At 59.5% G+C, this 14,592-nt stretch carries 16 protein-coding genes and 1 tRNA gene; 10 read left to right on the top strand and 7 right to left on the bottom strand.

Annotated elements, in window-relative coordinates:
* The 3 genes from AC07VO_RS28435 to yacG are packed head-to-tail and all read left to right on the top strand — an operon-like array spanning position 1 to position 1,690.
* Positions 1-873: a prepilin peptidase gene (locus AC07VO_RS28435; protein WP_064620394.1), complete on the top strand. Its 873-nt coding sequence runs from the start codon at positions 1-3 to the stop codon at positions 871-873.
* Complete coding sequence (gene coaE / locus AC07VO_RS28430) at positions 870-1,493, top strand: dephospho-CoA kinase (RefSeq protein WP_026286732.1); 624 nt, start codon at positions 870-872, stop codon at positions 1,491-1,493. Before AC07VO_RS28435 ends, coaE begins: the two co-directional genes overlap by 4 nt.
* Positions 1,490-1,690, top strand: coding sequence for a DNA gyrase inhibitor YacG (yacG, locus tag AC07VO_RS28425; RefSeq protein WP_018930185.1), 201 nt, complete (start codon positions 1,490-1,492; stop codon positions 1,688-1,690). Before coaE ends, yacG begins: the two co-directional genes overlap by 4 nt.
* Positions 1,691-1,699: 9 nt before the next feature.
* Here the strand turns inward: yacG and AC07VO_RS28420 are convergent, their stop codons facing one another.
* Positions 1,700-1,915 (bottom strand): hypothetical protein, encoded by a 216-nt coding sequence (locus tag AC07VO_RS28420; protein WP_086945893.1) that lies wholly within the window; start codon positions 1,913-1,915, stop codon positions 1,700-1,702.
* Positions 1,916-1,978: 63 nt separating this feature from the next.
* Entirely contained in the window at positions 1,979-2,668 is a 690-nt protein-coding gene (locus AC07VO_RS28415; RefSeq protein ID WP_018930184.1) for an energy-coupling factor ABC transporter permease, read from the bottom strand.
* An 888-nt stretch (positions 2,669-3,556) separates the two neighbouring features.
* Here AC07VO_RS28415 and AC07VO_RS28410 point away from each other — a divergent pair.
* Positions 3,557-3,799 (top strand): DUF2790 domain-containing protein, encoded by a 243-nt coding sequence (locus tag AC07VO_RS28410; protein WP_086945894.1) that lies wholly within the window; start codon positions 3,557-3,559, stop codon positions 3,797-3,799.
* 9 nt (positions 3,800-3,808) lie between these two features.
* Here the strand turns inward: AC07VO_RS28410 and AC07VO_RS28405 are convergent, their stop codons facing one another.
* The 3 genes from AC07VO_RS28405 to AC07VO_RS28395 are packed head-to-tail and all read right to left on the bottom strand — an operon-like array spanning position 3,809 to position 7,679.
* On the bottom strand, positions 3,809-5,077 hold the full coding sequence (locus AC07VO_RS28405; protein ID WP_086945895.1) for an OprD family porin: 1,269 nt from the start codon (positions 5,075-5,077) through the stop codon (positions 3,809-3,811).
* Positions 5,078-5,094: 17 nt separating this feature from the next.
* On the bottom strand, positions 5,095-6,315 hold the full coding sequence (locus tag AC07VO_RS28400; protein ID WP_028938886.1) for a benzoate/H(+) symporter BenE family transporter: 1,221 nt from the start codon (positions 6,313-6,315) through the stop codon (positions 5,095-5,097).
* The gene (locus AC07VO_RS28395; RefSeq protein ID WP_086945896.1) at positions 6,312-7,679 is read right to left on the bottom strand and encodes an aromatic acid/H+ symport family MFS transporter; all 1,368 of its coding nucleotides are present in this window, start codon (positions 7,677-7,679) and stop codon (positions 6,312-6,314) included. The genes AC07VO_RS28400 and AC07VO_RS28395 overlap by 4 nt, the downstream gene beginning before the upstream one ends.
* Before the next feature lie 248 nt (positions 7,680-7,927).
* Here AC07VO_RS28395 and AC07VO_RS28390 point away from each other — a divergent pair, with 248 nt between their 5' ends.
* The 6 genes from AC07VO_RS28390 to AC07VO_RS28365 all read left to right on the top strand — a co-directional run bounded on the left by AC07VO_RS28390 (position 7,928) and on the right by AC07VO_RS28365 (position 12,675).
* Complete coding sequence (locus tag AC07VO_RS28390; RefSeq protein ID WP_086945897.1) at positions 7,928-9,031, top strand: AI-2E family transporter; 1,104 nt, start codon at positions 7,928-7,930, stop codon at positions 9,029-9,031.
* Between the two features lie 22 nt (positions 9,032-9,053).
* On the top strand, positions 9,054-9,503 hold the full coding sequence (locus AC07VO_RS28385; protein ID WP_018930176.1) for a potassium channel family protein: 450 nt from the start codon (positions 9,054-9,056) through the stop codon (positions 9,501-9,503).
* A gap of 110 nt (positions 9,504-9,613) precedes the next feature.
* Complete coding sequence (locus AC07VO_RS28380) at positions 9,614-10,240, top strand: DUF1780 domain-containing protein (RefSeq protein WP_007938395.1); 627 nt, start codon at positions 9,614-9,616, stop codon at positions 10,238-10,240.
* Between the two features lie 161 nt (positions 10,241-10,401).
* Positions 10,402-10,575, top strand: a complete 174-nt coding sequence (locus tag AC07VO_RS28375) for a DUF3094 domain-containing protein (protein ID WP_007938396.1) — start codon at positions 10,402-10,404, stop codon at positions 10,573-10,575.
* Between the two features lie 60 nt (positions 10,576-10,635).
* Positions 10,636-11,934, top strand: a complete 1,299-nt coding sequence (locus AC07VO_RS28370; RefSeq protein ID WP_086945898.1) for an NAD(P)/FAD-dependent oxidoreductase — start codon at positions 10,636-10,638, stop codon at positions 11,932-11,934.
* 339 nt (positions 11,935-12,273) lie between these two features.
* Positions 12,274-12,675 carry an HvfA family oxazolone/thioamide-modified RiPP metallophore gene (locus AC07VO_RS28365; RefSeq protein WP_086945899.1) on the top strand — a complete coding sequence of 134 codons (402 nt, stop codon included), beginning with the start codon at positions 12,274-12,276 and terminating at the stop codon, positions 12,673-12,675.
* A 62-nt stretch (positions 12,676-12,737) separates the two neighbouring features.
* Here the strand turns inward: AC07VO_RS28365 and AC07VO_RS28360 are convergent, their stop codons facing one another.
* Positions 12,738-14,363, bottom strand: a complete 1,626-nt coding sequence (locus AC07VO_RS28360) for a methyl-accepting chemotaxis protein (RefSeq protein WP_086945900.1) — start codon at positions 14,361-14,363, stop codon at positions 12,738-12,740.
* Positions 14,364-14,513: 150 nt separating this feature from the next.
* Positions 14,514-14,590 (bottom strand) — tRNA-Pro (locus AC07VO_RS28355).
* Positions 14,591-14,592 lie beyond the last annotated feature (2 nt).

Below are 14,592 nucleotides of genomic sequence, written 5' to 3'. Positions count from 1 at the left end.
ATGTCCTTGAACGAATTTCTGAGCCTCAACCCGCTGGCCTTCGTGATGACCGCAGGGCTGATCGGCCTGCTGATCGGCAGTTTTCTCAACGTGGTGGTCTGGCGCCTGCCGAAAATGCTTGAGCGTGAATGGCGCCTGCAGGCCCATGACGTACTGGACTTGCCAGTCGAAGCCCCCGGTCCGACCTACAACCTGATATTGCCCCACTCCGAGTGTCCTCACTGCGGCCATCGGATTCGAGTGTGGGAGAACATTCCAATACTCAGTTATCTGTTTTTACGTGGGCGATGCTCGAGCTGCGCAGCGCCGATCAGTAAACGTTACCCGCTGACCGAACTGGCCTGCGGCCTGCTGTCGGCGTTCGTCGCCTGGCATTTCGGTTTCGGCTGGCAGGCCTGCATGGTGCTGGTCCTGAGTTGGGGCCTGCTGGCGATGAGCCTGATCGATGCCGAACATCAACTGTTGCCGGACGTACTGGTGATGCCATTGATGTGGTTGGGACTGGTCCTCAACAGCTTCGGGCTCTTCGTATCACTGCATGACGCGTTCTGGGGCGCGGTGGCCGGCTACATGGCGCTGTGGACGGTGTTCTGGCTGTTCAAGCTGGTCACCGGCAAGGACGGCATCGGTTACGGTGACTTCAAGCTCCTGGCGATGCTCGGCGCCTGGGGCGGCTGGCAGATCCTGCCCATGACCATTCTGCTGTCATCGCTGGTAGGGGCCATTCTCGGGGTGATTTTGCTGCGCCTGCGGGATGCGAAAACCTCGACGCCGCTACCCTTTGGACCCTATCTGGCCATTGCCGGCTGGATTGCCTTGCTCTGGGGTGGTCAAATAACCGGCTTCTATTGGCAGTTTGTCGGTTTGAAATGAATACCCCTGTGGAAAAACCCTGGATTCTCGGCCTGACCGGCGGCATCGGCAGCGGCAAAAGCGCGGCTGCGCAGCACTTCATCGACCTCGGCGTGCACGTGGTGGACGCCGATCATGCGGCTCGCTGGGTGGTCGAACCCGGTCGCCCGGCACTGGCAAAAATCGCCGAGCACTTTGGCCCCGGCGTGTTGCAAGCCGATGGCCAGCTGGATCGTGCGGCCCTGCGCAAGCTGATCTTCGAGGTGCCGGAAGAACGCCGCTGGCTCGAAGCGCTACTGCATCCGTTGATCGCCGAGGAAATCGCCCATCATCTGGCCAAGGCACAATCGCCTTACGCGATTCTGGTTTCGCCGCTGCTGATCGAGTCCGGGCAGTACGCCATGACCCAACGGGTCCTGGTGATCGATGCCCCGGAACAGTTACAGATCGAACGCACCCTGCAGCGTGACCAGACCAGCGAGCAGCAAGTCCAGGCGATCCTCAAGGCTCAGTCCAGCCGACAGGACCGCTTGAGCCATGCCGACGATGTGGTGGTCAACGACCGCGACCTCGCCTGGCTGCACAGCGAGGTCGAACGCCTGCATCACTTTTACCTTACTTTGCGTGGAGGCCAGTCATGAGCCAAACCCCGACCGTCGAATGCCCAACCTGTGGCGCCCCTGTCGAATGGAGCCCCGAGAGCAAGTTCCGGCCGTTCTGTTCGGACCGTTGCAAACTGATCGACTTGGGCGCCTGGGCGTCGGAAGAACACAAGATCCCGGTGCCCCCTGATGCCGAGGACGAGATGTTCAGCGGCGACTTCGACCCGCGTCACTGATCCCGGCCATCAGGGCCGCATAAAGCCATAGTCCTGGCCCACGTCGAGGTTCTCGGCGAGAAACCGCAACTCATCGGCCAGGTCTTCGATATTGCGCACTGCCTTGCTCTGCTGCACCACCGCACTGAGCAAGGCGCGCAGGCTCAACCCCGGATCAAAGCCCACCTCTTGCGCCACATCCAGACTCTGACGCAACTCCTGCCTGGCCCACTCGTAGACACTCATTTCGATGCTCCTGAAGGTTTTCCGAAGCATGGATTCGTCAACGTTTTTTGGATTTGATGTGGATCAAGATTTGGGATCGTCATCTTTCCAGGGCGCCGATAGATAGCGCGTGCGATTGAACGTCTCCAGCCATTCTGGGCAAAACACCACCAACGCGCTGACCACCATGCCGTTGATGAACGCTTCCGGAAAAATCAGCAACCACAGGTAACCGACAAAGTCTTCCAGCCAGTACGGCATGACGAATCGCTCGTCGTACCACAGCAGCGTGAGCGTCAGGATCAGGCACAACAAGGCCGACAGCGCAGCGGCAAAAAAACCGGAACAGAAGATGTACACGAAGGGATTACGTGGCTGCGCGCGCTCCACCAGGATGGCGCAGCACTCGGTGACCAGCACCGGCAGCAGGATCAGCAGAGCGCCATTGACCCCGACAGCGGCCAGGTCCTGACGCCCGAGCAACACCAAGCCCACCTGCGCGACCAACCCGCCGACAATCGCCAACGGCCAATCCAGTAGTAAGGTCACGGCGGTCATGCCGATGAAGTGATAGGACACACCGGTATCGAAGTCCCGTCGCACCAGCCACAGCATGAACAGCGCAAACACCGTACCGAACAACAGATGCTGGCGGCGGCTGTCGCTGAACAGTTCGACCCATGGCGCTCGCGCAATTGCCCAGATCAGCGCCGGTATATAGATCAGCCAACCCACCGTCAGGGTTTCGGATGACAGTAACTCGGCACCGATCATGGCTGGGCACACTCCTTTGTCTTACCAGAAGAGAACAGGTCATCAGTCTACACCGGCCTTTGATTTTGCTCTGGAGGGGCGTTTTACGATTGGGGGGCATGTTCGTTGCTGCGGTAATGGCGGCTCTTTGGTGGCGTACATATCCATTTTTTTGTAACGGCCACTTATGGTTCCGCCCTTACGGCGGGTCACTTTCGAAAAGCGCGAAAGTAACCAAAGCGCTTTTGCCCCTCCATTCGGTGCCTCGCCTAGGCTCGGCATGCCCTCACTCCGGCATTGCTCCGGGGGCCCGCCGCCATCGGCCATCCATGGCCGGGGGCGGCTACCGCGGCATCCCTGCCGCGGTGCCCCCTGCGCAATACCTGCGTTCGGCCTCTGGGAAAGGGGCGGATAGATCAAGATCAAAAACCAAAGCAACGGCAAGATCAAAAGATCGCAGCCTTCGGCAGCTCCTACAGGGGAATGCGTTCACTTGAAGTCAGGCCGGCCGGTAGGCCGCCTCGCTATTGCTTTGGCGGTGCACGCCCCCTCGAGAGGCCGAGTGGAGGTTCTGCGCAGTGGGCAACCCGGCATGGATGCCGGGTTAGCCGCCCCCGGCCATGGATGGCCGATGGCGGCGGGCCCACGGAGCAGGACCGGAGCGAGGGCACCCTGAGCCTAGGCGAAGGGCCGAACGAAAGGGGCAAGAGCCTTTGGTTACTTTGGGCTTTTCAAAGTGACTCGCTGTAAGAGCGAAACCGCCAGCCGGCACTACCGCAGAAACGGATATGCACACAATCAACAGCGATTGTTACATTTCCCGCAAGACTGAATCAGACCCAGCCCCCTTTATCCCCCACAGGCAAAGACTAAAATTCAGACACTGGAACCCACACAGAGCACAGAAAAATGAAAACCCTGACCAGCCTGCTCCTGACCCTCGCCGCCACCTCGGCCCTGGCCGCCAACGAGCCAGCCGCTGCCACCCCGTACAACCCGGCACAACCACTGGACATCGCCAAGGTCGTTTCAGTGACAGACACCGCAACCGCCTGCGGAGTCGTGCCAGCGACCATGGAATATGTCGACCATCAGGGCCAGACCCATCGCGTGACGTACGAAGTCATGGGCAACTGCACCACCGATCTGTGATCGCTCCGGTCATAACAACTTCCATGTGTAGCTGAGAATCAGGCGGTTCTCGTCGATATCACTGCGGTAGTTGGAGCGCGCCATGGCGTTGCGCACGCGGATCCCGAGGCCTTTGAGGCTGCCGCTTTGCAACACATAGCCGATGTCCAGATCGCGCTCGCGGTCCTTGCCTTCAAACCCCTTGCCGGTGTCGACGTTATTGCCGGTGATGTAACGCACGGTGCTGGTCAGCCCCGGCACGCCGAGGGCGGCGAAGTCGTAGTCGTAACGCGCCTGCCAGGAACGCTCGTCGGCGTAGGCAAACTCGTAGGTCGGCACCTCGTTGCCCAACGGAGTGATGTTGGCAAACACTCGCGGGAAGGCGCTGTCGCCGAACATACCCTGATAGCCGACATAAAACGTGTGACCGCCGCGCTTGGCCGACAGCAAAGAGAAGAACGCCTGGTTGTCGATGTTGCCCAGTAATTTTTTGCCGTCCTCGCGCGAATCGTAATAGCCAAGGTTGGCGCCCAGGGTCCAGTCCCCCAACGGCTCGCTGTGCTTGAAGCCGAGAAAGCGCTGGTTGTAGATATCCTCCAATTGCCCGAACCAGGCGCTGACCGAGCTGCGTTTATCATTGAACGCGTAGTCGGCGCCGGCAAAGTTGAAACCATCGCTGCTGACCTGACGCTGGGGTACATGACCGAGCATGGCTTGCATCTTTTCATCGCCAGCCTCGTTGCGCAGGCTGGTCGAACTCAAATGACCGCCCTGTAAGGTCAGGCCATCGATCTCATTGGAGCTGATGCTTGCGCCCTGATAACTGGGCGGCAGCAGACGGATATCGCTGAAGGCCAGTACCGGCAGGTTGGGTTGCAGCTCCCCCACCTTCAATTCGGTCTTGGAGTAACGCACCTTCAGCGCGCCCCCCAGACGACTGTATTCAGTAGCCGCGTGTCCATCATTGCGCACCGGCAGCAAACCGGTATTGACCCGGTCCGGGCTGCTGTCGAGTTTGAGGCCGAGCAGGCCAATGACATCCACACCAAAACCGACAGGCCCCTGGGTATAACCGGATTTGACGTTGAGAATGAAGCCCTGTGCCCACTCTTCGGCCTTCGACTGTGTATTGGCCCCGACGATGTCGGAGAAGTCCCGGCTGAAGTAGTAATTGCGCGCTTGCAAGGTGGCGGTGCTGTCTTCGATGAAGCCGCCCTCGGCGGCCACCGCACCGGTGGAGAAACTCGAGACGACAGCGATGGACAACACTGACCCGGTTGTTGGAAAAATCTGTTTCATCGTTTTTTCTCTTATTTTTATTGATCGACAGGTTGAAGTGCTTCAGTCGCAGCATTTGCGCTGCGAGCGATGGGACGCCGGGCGTTTAACAACCAGTGGGTGACCATGCCGAAAATCAGTCCCCAGAAAGCGGCAGACAACCCAAACAGCGACATGCCCGAGGCGGTGGTGAGAAAGGTCACCAGCGCGGCTTCACGATCACTCGGCACCGCCATTGCGCCAGCCAGTGCCCCGGCGATCGCGGAGAACAGCGCCAGCCCGGCCAGGGCCGCGATCAACTCCTTGGGAAACGCCGAAAACAACGAAACCAGCGTGGCGCCGAAGATCCCCAGCACCAAATAACAGAGACCGCCCACCACCCCGGCCACATAGCGTTTGCCCGGGTTTTCATGGGCCTCGCGACCGGTACAGATGGCGGCGGTAATCGCCGCCAGATTCAGCCCGTGACAACCGAACGGCGCCAACAGCGCAGTGCCCAACGCACTGCTGGCGATGATCGGGCCGGCGGGCGTTGCGTAGCCGCTGGCGCGCAGCACCGCCATGCCGGGGACAAACTGGCCGGTCAGCGCCACCATCACCAGCGGCAAGGCGATATTCAGCGTCGCGCTCAAACTGAACGCAGGCGTGATCCACACTGGCGTGGCCAAACCGATCACCAGCGCTTCGCGGTGCAAATCACCGGCGAGAAACGCGATGGAACAGCCCACCAGCAGCACCATCAACACCGCATAACGCGGCATCACCCGTTTGCAAATCAGGTACGTGGCAAACATCGCCAGCACCAGCTGCGGCTTGCCTTGCAACGAGACGAACAACCCGGTGCCGAAACTGAACAGAATCCCCGCCAGCATCGCCGCCGCAATCGCCGCGGGCAGTTTGCCGATGATCCGGTCAAATGCCCCCGACACCCCGACCAGAAAGATAATCAGGCTGCTGACCAGGTACGCGCCCACCGCTTCGGGCATGGAGATTCCCGGCAACAGCGCCACCAGCAACGCCGAGCCCGGCGCCGACCACGCAATGATCACCGGCACCCGGTAACGCAAGCTCAAACCGATACCGAGCACGGCGCTGCCGATGGAAATCGCCCAGACCCACGACGACAGCACTTCTCGCGAGAGGTGCGCGGTTTCGGCGGCTTGAAAGATGATCACCAAGGGGCCCGCGTAGGAGATCACCGTCGCGATAAATCCGGCGACGGCAGCCGACAAGGAAAAATCCCGGAATAACGCTTTCATGAAACGTCGCCGACAGACCCGTCACGCGAACCATGGCGCAGGCCCGACAGCGCTTGTTTGACACTGCGCTGACTGCTGATCGCGAACACGGTCATGGCAATGGCGGCCACCGCACCGGGCAAGGCAAACGCCATGAAGTTCAGTTGTAGCGGCAGGCTGATCCCCAGCAAGGCACCGCCCAGCAGCGGGCCGACGATGGCGCCGTTGCGGCCGATGCCCGACGCCCAGCCCAAACCGGTGGAGCGAATGGCCATGGAGTAGAACTGCGCGGCGCAGGCGTACAGCAGTATCTGCGAGCCGATGGTGGTGGCGCCAGCGATGGCGATCAGCAGGTACAACACCGGCATCGGGCTGTTGAAGCCAAGCAAGGTGATCGATACGGCTGCACCGGCGAAGAACACCGCCAACACGCGTGGCAGGTTGAGTTTGTCACCCAGCACACCGCCGCCGACCGCGCCAAAAATGGCGCCGAAGTTGAGTACCAGCAGGAACGACAGGCTCGAGCCCAGGCTGTAACCGGCGCTTGCCATCAGTTTCGGCAGCCAGGAACTCAAGGCGTAGACCATCAACAAGCAGCAGAAAAACGCCAGCCACAGCATCAGCGTGCGCAGCGCCCGCCCCTCACGAAACAACTGCAACACCGGGGTGCCGCTGCCCTTCACTTCGCTTATGTGCAGCTGATCGCCGGTTTGCGCGATGTACGCCGGATCGACTCGCTGGAGAATGTTGCGCGCCTCTTCATTGCGCCCCTGACGCAGCATGAAGCCCACCGATTCAGGCAGGAAGTACATGATCAACGGCAACAGCAGCAACGGCAGCACCGCCACGTAAAACACCGACTGCCAGCCGAAACTTGGGATCAGCACGATGCCGAGCCCCGCCGAGAGCATGCCGCCCACCGAGTAGCCGCTGAACATGATCGCCACCAGCGTGCTGCGGATTTTCTTCGGCGCGTATTCGTTCATCAGCGCCACGACGTTGGGCATCACCCCGCCAATGCCCAGCCCGGCAATGAACCGACAGAGGCCAAACTCGGTGGGGTTACTGGCAAAACCGTTGAGCACGGTAAAACCGCTGAACAGCATCACGCACAGGGTGATGGCTTTTTTACGACCGATCTTGTCTGACAGCGGGCCGAAAAACAGCGCGCCGAACATCATTCCAAACAGTGCATAACTTCCCAGTGCGCCGGCTTGCAGAGGACTGAGCCCCCACTCTTTCATCAGCATCGGCAACACCACGCCGTAGATCACCAAATCGTAACCGTCGAAAATGATGATCAGGGCGCACCAGAACAGCACCATCCAGTGAAAGCGGTTGAATCGTGCCTTGTCGATAACCTCATGTACGTCAATCTTGCGCATGGCATCTATCTCTTGTTGTTGTTTTTTTAAGAGTCGGTAACGCGGCTAACGTCCGTACAGCCGAGGGTAAAGTCGCCAGGCACGGGGCAATATCCGCTTTGCGCAGATCGCTATCCGTTTTGTGCACCGCCCGGAACCGGGCGTTGGGCGGGGAAAGAGGGTCTTGAATCAGAGAAACCTGTGGCGAGGAGCACGTCTATGCTGGATTTACCCGGCTCATGCCTTTGCTCCTATAGGAGGAAAAATCGATGGTTCCCACGCCCATTTCCGAAAAGGCTTTTTCCCGAGGTCTGCTCGATGTACTGATTCGTGCCGGGTTGATCGCCGTTCTGGTGGTTTTCTGCTTCCAGATATTCAGTCCATTCCTCGATCTGATGCTGTGGTCGATAATCCTGGCAATCACCCTCTACCCGTCACAAGTCAGGTTCAAAGGCGCGCTGGGAAACAAGGATGGGCTCAGCGCGACGCTGATTGTGCTGATCGCCATCTGCATCCTTATGGTGCCTGCCTATTTGTTGGGAACCTCGATTGCAGACTCCGTGGAACGGGCGATAAGCATGGTCAAAAGTGACAGTTTCCATATCCCCCCTCCGTCCGACGCGGTGGCCGGCTGGCCACTTGTGGGCAAACCCCTTCATGGCTTATGGACACAAGCTGTCACCAACCTGCCCGACCTGCTACAGAAGTTCATACCGCAAATCAAAGGTGTCAGCCTCTCCCTGCTGAGCAAGCTGGCGGGGGCCGGCATGGGGCTCCTTTTATTTATCTTTGCCCTGATTATTGCCGGTATTTTTTTAGCCTATGGTGAAAGTGGCCACCGCAGCGCAGTGCAAATCGCTTCGCGCTTCTGCGGCCCGGTCAAGGGACCGAAAATCACCGAGCTGTGCACCGCGACCATCCGGGCAGTGGCGTTGGGCGTGGTCGGCATCGCCTTCATCCAGATGCTGTTGATCGGCATCGGCTTTGTGTCCATGGGCATCCCCGGCGCAGGTCTTCTCGCCTTGGCGGTGCTGCTTATTGGCATCATGCAATTACCGGCCACCCTGATTACCCTTCCGGTCATCGTCTACGTCTTCGCGAACGAAGGTGCCAGCACGGCGACCATTGTGTTTGCCATCTATGTCTTCGTTGCGGGCCTGGTCGATAACGTCCTCAAGCCGTTGCTGCTAGGTCGAGGCGTCGATGTGCCAATGCCGGTGGTGCTGATCGGTGCCTTGGGCGGCATGGTCACGAGCGGTATCCTCGGCCTGTTTATCGGCCCTGTGATATTGGCGGTCGGTTATCGGCTGTTCTGGCAATGGGTAGACGATCAAGCGCAAGAACCCGGGACAGACCGCCAGGGACCGACCTGACACGTCTGCCGAGGATATCGCCATGCTGTTGAATCTACTCGCCGGTCTCCCTGTGATGCTGTTCTGCCTGCTGATGCAAGCCGTTTTCATAACTATCTGTTTGCGCCATTACGTGCATTTCAGGCATACCCATCCAAATCGTGAATCGCAATGGCTGAATATCCTGTTGCTGTCGATGGTCATGGTGCTGATGTTGCTCGGCAATTTCGTGCAGATCGCCATCTGGGCCACCCTGTTCATGTTGCTCGACGAATTCGACGAATTCGCCACTGCGCTCTATCACTCGGCAGTCAACTTCGCCACGCTGGGCTATGGCGATATCATCATGTCCCCACGCTGGCGTCTGCTTGGCCCACTGGAAGCAGCCAACGGCATCCTGATGTTTGGTGTCTCTACCTCAGTCATGACCGCTGCGGTGATGGATGTCATCAAACACAGCATGGAAAGGCTACAACAGCGCGAACACCTATAGGTACGTCAGAAAAAGCAGGTAAGGTTCTATCTGAAGAAATCGCGACAGCCTTTTTTCTTTTGCGACAGACTTTATTATTCAGATCACATTTGAACGCTAAGCTTGGGCCTATGGATGACTCAGATTATTTACGCCTGCTGACCATTGCGGCCGAGCAAGCCAACACGTTCCTTTCCAATGCCCGCAAATGGGAGCGTGAGCGTTGGGTTTGCCAGCGCCTGCTGCAAGGTCTGAACATTCCCTATCGCGCCGACGAGTTTGCCCCCGCCGGAGAGCCGCCGGACGTGCTGTTTCGCGACGCGAATTTCGAGGTGTTCTTCGTGCTCGACGAGGGCCGGCGCCTCAATGATGAATGGCGTGATGAGCTGCAACGTCGGCGCAGCGCGTTCTCCCTGAGCCAACTGGTGCGCCGCGAGGCCAAGCCCCGGCGCATCCCGGCTAATGAATTTCTGCTGAGACTGGCGCCAACCTTGCGCAAAAAAGCCCACAACTACAAAGAGCGCGGCATGGACCTGGGGGATCTGGACATCATCGCCTTCGCCAGCCTCAAGCGCGAAGTGCTGGACCTCAACAGCCACTTCCCGCCGCCCACCGAATACCTGCGCCAGGGCTGGCGCTCGTTGTCGCTGGTCGGCCCGACCTTCGCCCGCGTACTCTTCGCCCACCCGGATGCCCCGGATTTCCTGCGCAGCAACCTGGGGCGCAGCATCGTCTTCGATGTCGGGATCAGCTTGTGAGTCCCGCCACATATAGCGGCAACCCTGCACAGGATGGCGCAATCACTGGCCGAATGTTACAAAGCGCAATCGTTCACCCGAACCACATGCACCGTTCAACGCTTGCAGACAATCTGCTGTAACGTCTGCACATTCAGCAACGTCTACCCGACGAGGCCTTTATGACCAGCCGCCTGAACCCCGACGACCAGAAGCATGTCGAAGAGTACCTGCACCTGTCCCAGCACCAAGTCGAGCGCCGGCCTTTCCGGCCGTGGATGCTCCTGGTGGTGGTGTTGGCAGTGACCATTGGCCTGGGCCTGTTGAGCCGCTTGATCAGTTACCTGACGCTATGAGCTGCCTGGCGCTCGCTCGGGTAATTGCACCGATTTCTTTTAGCCTTGCGAGATATCCCCATGACTCATCGTATTGTCATCGTTGGCGGCGGCGCCGGCGGTCTGGAGTTGGCTACCCGTCTGGGTAAGACTCTGGGCAAGCGCGGCACGGCCAGTGTGATGCTGGTCGACGCGAACCTGACCCACATCTGGAAACCGCTGTTGCACGAAGTGGCCGCTGGATCGCTCAACTCTTCCGAAGACGAACTCAACTATGTTGCCCAGGCAAAATGGAACCATTTCGAGTTCCAGCTGGGGCGCATGAGCGGGCTCGATCGCACACAGAAGAAAATCCAGCTGGCCGCCACCTACGACGACGCTGGCCTTGAACTGGTACCCGCGCGCGAAGTGCCTTACGACTCGCTGGTGATCGCGGTCGGCAGTACCACCAACGACTTCGGCACTCAAGGCGCGGCGCAACACTGCCTGTTCCTCGACACCCGCAAACAGGCCGAGCGCTTCCATCAGCAACTGCTCAATCACTACCTGCGCGCGCACGCCGGACAGACCGACACCGTGCAACAGATCAGCGTGGCCATCGTCGGCGCCGGTGCCACCGGGGTCGAACTGGCAGCGGAACTGCACAACGCCGCCCATGAACTGGCGGCTTATGGCCTGGACCGGATCAAGCCGGAAAACATGCACATCACCCTGATCGAAGCCGGGCCACGGGTTCTCCCGGCGCTGCCGGAGCGGATCGGCGGACCTGTGCATAAAACCCTGGAGAAACTCGGGGTCAACGTCATGACCAATGCCGCGGTCAGCGAAGTGACCGCCGACAGCCTGATTACCGCCGACGGCCAGGTAATCAACGCCAGCCTCAAAGTCTGGGCCGCCGGGATTCGTGCGCCGGGTTTCCTCAAGGACATCGATGGCCTGGAAACCAACCGCATCAACCAGCTGCAAGTGCTGCCGACCCTGCAAACCAGCCGCGACGAGAACATCTTCGCCTTCGGTGACTGCGCGGCCTGCCCGCAACCGGGCAGCGACCGCAATGTGCCGCCGCGCGCCCAGGCGGCCCACCAACAGGCTTCGTTGCTGGCCAAATCGCTGAAACTGCGGATCGAAGGCAAGGCCCTGCCGGAATACAAATACACCGACTACGGCTCGCTGATTTCGCTGTCGCGTTTTTCGGCTGTGGGTAACTTGATGGGCAACCTGACCGGCAGCGTGATGCTCGAGGGCTGGCTGGCACGGATGTTTTACGTGTCGCTGTACCGCATGCACCAGATGGCGCTGTATGGCGCGTTCCGTACGGCGATGTTGATGCTGGGTAGCAAGATTGGGCGTGGGACCGAGCCGCGGCTCAAGTTGCACTAAATTTTCGGCGTCTGTCAGGGCCTCATCGCGGGCAAGCCACGCTCCCACAGGATCTGCGTCGTACGCAAATATGCGGCCAACAAAGATTAACTGTGGGAGCGTGGCTTGCCCGCGATGCAGGCGCCTCGGTCTACCCCGTGAACACTTCTGTGTCTCACTGTATCTCCCCCACGATTTCACCCCTTCGCTTACAAACTCCCTCCTTGCACGACACAGTAGCGATACACCGCGCCCGCTAAATGGCCACACCCGAGCAAGGCACCGCCTGCTTCGGTCATCGCCGCACTTGCGTGGCGTCCTTTATCGAACGGTTGTGTCGTGCAACCCAGGAGATTTGTAATGTCCCGTACCACTACTCTCAGCAAAAACACCGTTGGCCTGCTCGGTGCCGTCCTGGCCGGTGGCCTGATGTTGTCCGGTTCCGTATTCGCCGCGCAGCCACTGACCCAGGGCTACATGGTCGCCTCCGCCGAAACTTCGGTAAAAACCCCAGAAGGCAAATGTGGCGAAGGCAAGTGCGGCGATGCCTCGATGGCCAAGACCGACACCGATGGCGATGGTCAGGTGTCCCGTGCGGAGTTCCTGAAAGTGGCGCCCAAGGGCGACTTCGACAAGATCGACACTAACCACGATGGTCAAATCTCGGAACAAGAGGCTTTCGACAATGTGAAAGCCAGCTACGAAGCCAATGGCAAAAAAATGCCAAAAGGCTTGTTCGAGCACCTGAAAGACAACAGCTAAGCCAATGAAGACCAGGCCCTGCTTCTCCATCGAGGAGCGGGGCTTTTTTTCGTCCGGCGGATTTACAACTGAAACCGCTGCACCATGGTCCGTAACGAATTGGCCAACTGCGACAGCTCATGGCTGGAGGCGCTAGTCTGATCGGCGCCAGCAGCGGAGCGTACCGACAAATCGCGAATGTTCACCAGGTTGCGATCAACTTCACGCGCCACTTGCGCCTGCTCCTCGGCGGCGCTGGCGATCACCAGGTTGCGTTCGTGGATCTGGTGAACCGAAGCGGTGATGGTCTGCAGCGCTTCGCCCGCATGCTCCGCCAACGCCAGGGTGCTGGCGGCCCGCGAGGAGCTGGCTTGCATGGAGTCCAGCGCCTGGGTTGAGCCAGTACGCATGCCCTGAACCATTTGTTCGATTTCCTGAGTCGACTGTTGCGTGCGGTACGCCAGGGCACGCACTTCGTCGGCAACCACCGCGAAACCTCGACCACTTTCGCCCGCACGCGCCGCTTCGATGGCCGCGTTGAGGGCGAGCAAATTGGTCTGTTCGGCAATGGCACGAATCACATCCAGCACCTTGCCGATGTCCTGAGACTGGTTGGCCAGCGACTGCACCAAGCCGCCCGTCGTCTGCACGTCGCTGGCAAGGGCGCTGATGGCACTCACGGTTTCGCTCACTCGCTGATGGCCAACGTGTGCCGACTCACTGGATTGGCGCGTGGCGTCAGAGGTAGAAACCGCGTTGCGTGCGACCTCCTCCACCGCGGCGGTCATTTCGGTGACGGCTGTCGCCGCTTGTTCAATCTCGTTGTTCTGCTGTTGCAGATTCTGGGTGCTGTCGAGGGTGACCGCGTTCAATTCATCGGCTGCCGTCGCCAATTGCGCCGCCGAACCGCTGATGCCCTGCAAGGTGTCACGCAGGTTGTGTTGCATGGTCGCCAGCGCCTTGAGCAAGCGGCTCACTTCGTCGTTGCCATGGGTCTCGATGGGGCGGGTCAGATCGCCTCGTGCCACGTTTTCCGCAGCGTTCAACGCCTCTGCCAAGGGTTTGACGATGCTACGGGTCAACAGCATCGCAAGGCCGACCGTGGCCAGCGCCGCGAGGGCAATAAACAGGCTGACGATCATCCGGGAGGTGGCATAGTGCTCTTGGGATTTCCGGCTCTCGGCGGCCACTAGCCGGGTGAACAGTTCCGCCAGATCGTTGAGCTGTTTGCCCGAACCGTCGACAACAGTCTTCATGTCGACCAGAAGTAGTTTGGTCAGCTCGTCACGCCTCCCTTGCTCAGCGAGGGTGAAGGATTGGGCGATGCCGCTGCCGTAGGCGGCGAAGGTTTTTTTGAACTGGTCATACAACTCCTGGCCCTCAGGGGTGGTGACCAATTTGTCATAAGCGGCAATTTTCTCGCTCAATTCCTTGTCGCGCGTGTCCATTTGGCTGCGGTAAGTGGCGATGTTCTTCGGATCTTGATCCAAGGCCATGCGCAGGGAAATGGTACGGATGCGCAACATGAGCTCGCGGATCTCGTCACCGCCGCGAATGCTCGGCAACCATTGGGCCTCCACCGCCACCTCGCTGTCGCGAATGCTCGACATCTGCCCCAGTGCAAATACCCCGAGCAATGCCACCAGTACCGCGATCAAGGCAAAACCCAGCGCGGCGCGAGGGGCAATATTCAGCTGACGAAGAAACATAACGAGCGCCTTTGTTTTTATTGGCTGGAGTCGAGGCCCTGTCCGTGCCCCGTTAGCTCGTTATCGGCAAGTTGTACGATGACTTGAAGCGATCTGCTTTTTCGCAGACAAAAAAAATCCCCGTATCTTTCGATACGAGGATTTTTAATATGGTCGGGGTAAGGGGATTCGAACTCCTGACATCCTGCTCCCAAAGCAGGCGCGCTACCGGACTGCGCTATACCCCGGT

Source organism: Pseudomonas sp. GW821-FHT03E01 (assembly GCF_059420765.1).
The sequence above is the reverse complement of the archived record's forward strand: the minus strand, read 5'-3'. Positions and strand labels throughout refer to the sequence as shown.

Coding starts and splice junctions, on each gene's coding strand:
- AC07VO_RS28370 (WP_086945898.1), top strand. CDS start 10,636: ATGACTCATCGTATTGTCATCGTTGGCGGCGGCGCCGGCGGTCTGGAG.
- AC07VO_RS28375 (WP_007938396.1), top strand. CDS start 10,402: ATGACCAGCCGCCTGAACCCCGACGACCAGAAGCATGTCGAAGAGTAC.
- AC07VO_RS28380 (WP_007938395.1), top strand. CDS start 9,614: ATGGATGACTCAGATTATTTACGCCTGCTGACCATTGCGGCCGAGCAA.
- AC07VO_RS28400 (WP_028938886.1), bottom strand. CDS start 6,315: ATGAAAGCGTTATTCCGGGATTTTTCCTTGTCGGCTGCCGTCGCCGGA.
- AC07VO_RS28395 (WP_086945896.1), bottom strand. CDS start 7,679: ATGCGCAAGATTGACGTACATGAGGTTATCGACAAGGCACGATTCAAC.
- AC07VO_RS28420 (WP_086945893.1), bottom strand. CDS start 1,915: ATGAGTGTCTACGAGTGGGCCAGGCAGGAGTTGCGTCAGAGTCTGGAT.
- AC07VO_RS28415 (WP_018930184.1), bottom strand. CDS start 2,668: ATGATCGGTGCCGAGTTACTGTCATCCGAAACCCTGACGGTGGGTTGG.
- AC07VO_RS28365 (WP_086945899.1), top strand. CDS start 12,274: ATGTCCCGTACCACTACTCTCAGCAAAAACACCGTTGGCCTGCTCGGT.
- AC07VO_RS28385 (WP_018930176.1), top strand. CDS start 9,054: ATGCTGTTGAATCTACTCGCCGGTCTCCCTGTGATGCTGTTCTGCCTG.
- AC07VO_RS28410 (WP_086945894.1), top strand. CDS start 3,557: ATGAAAACCCTGACCAGCCTGCTCCTGACCCTCGCCGCCACCTCGGCC.
- yacG (WP_018930185.1), top strand. CDS start 1,490: ATGAGCCAAACCCCGACCGTCGAATGCCCAACCTGTGGCGCCCCTGTC.
- AC07VO_RS28360 (WP_086945900.1), bottom strand. CDS start 14,363: ATGTTTCTTCGTCAGCTGAATATTGCCCCTCGCGCCGCGCTGGGTTTT.
- AC07VO_RS28405 (WP_086945895.1), bottom strand. CDS start 5,077: ATGAAACAGATTTTTCCAACAACCGGGTCAGTGTTGTCCATCGCTGTC.
- AC07VO_RS28390 (WP_086945897.1), top strand. CDS start 7,928: ATGGTTCCCACGCCCATTTCCGAAAAGGCTTTTTCCCGAGGTCTGCTC.
- coaE (WP_026286732.1), top strand. CDS start 870: ATGAATACCCCTGTGGAAAAACCCTGGATTCTCGGCCTGACCGGCGGC.
- AC07VO_RS28435 (WP_064620394.1), top strand. CDS start 1: ATGTCCTTGAACGAATTTCTGAGCCTCAACCCGCTGGCCTTCGTGATG.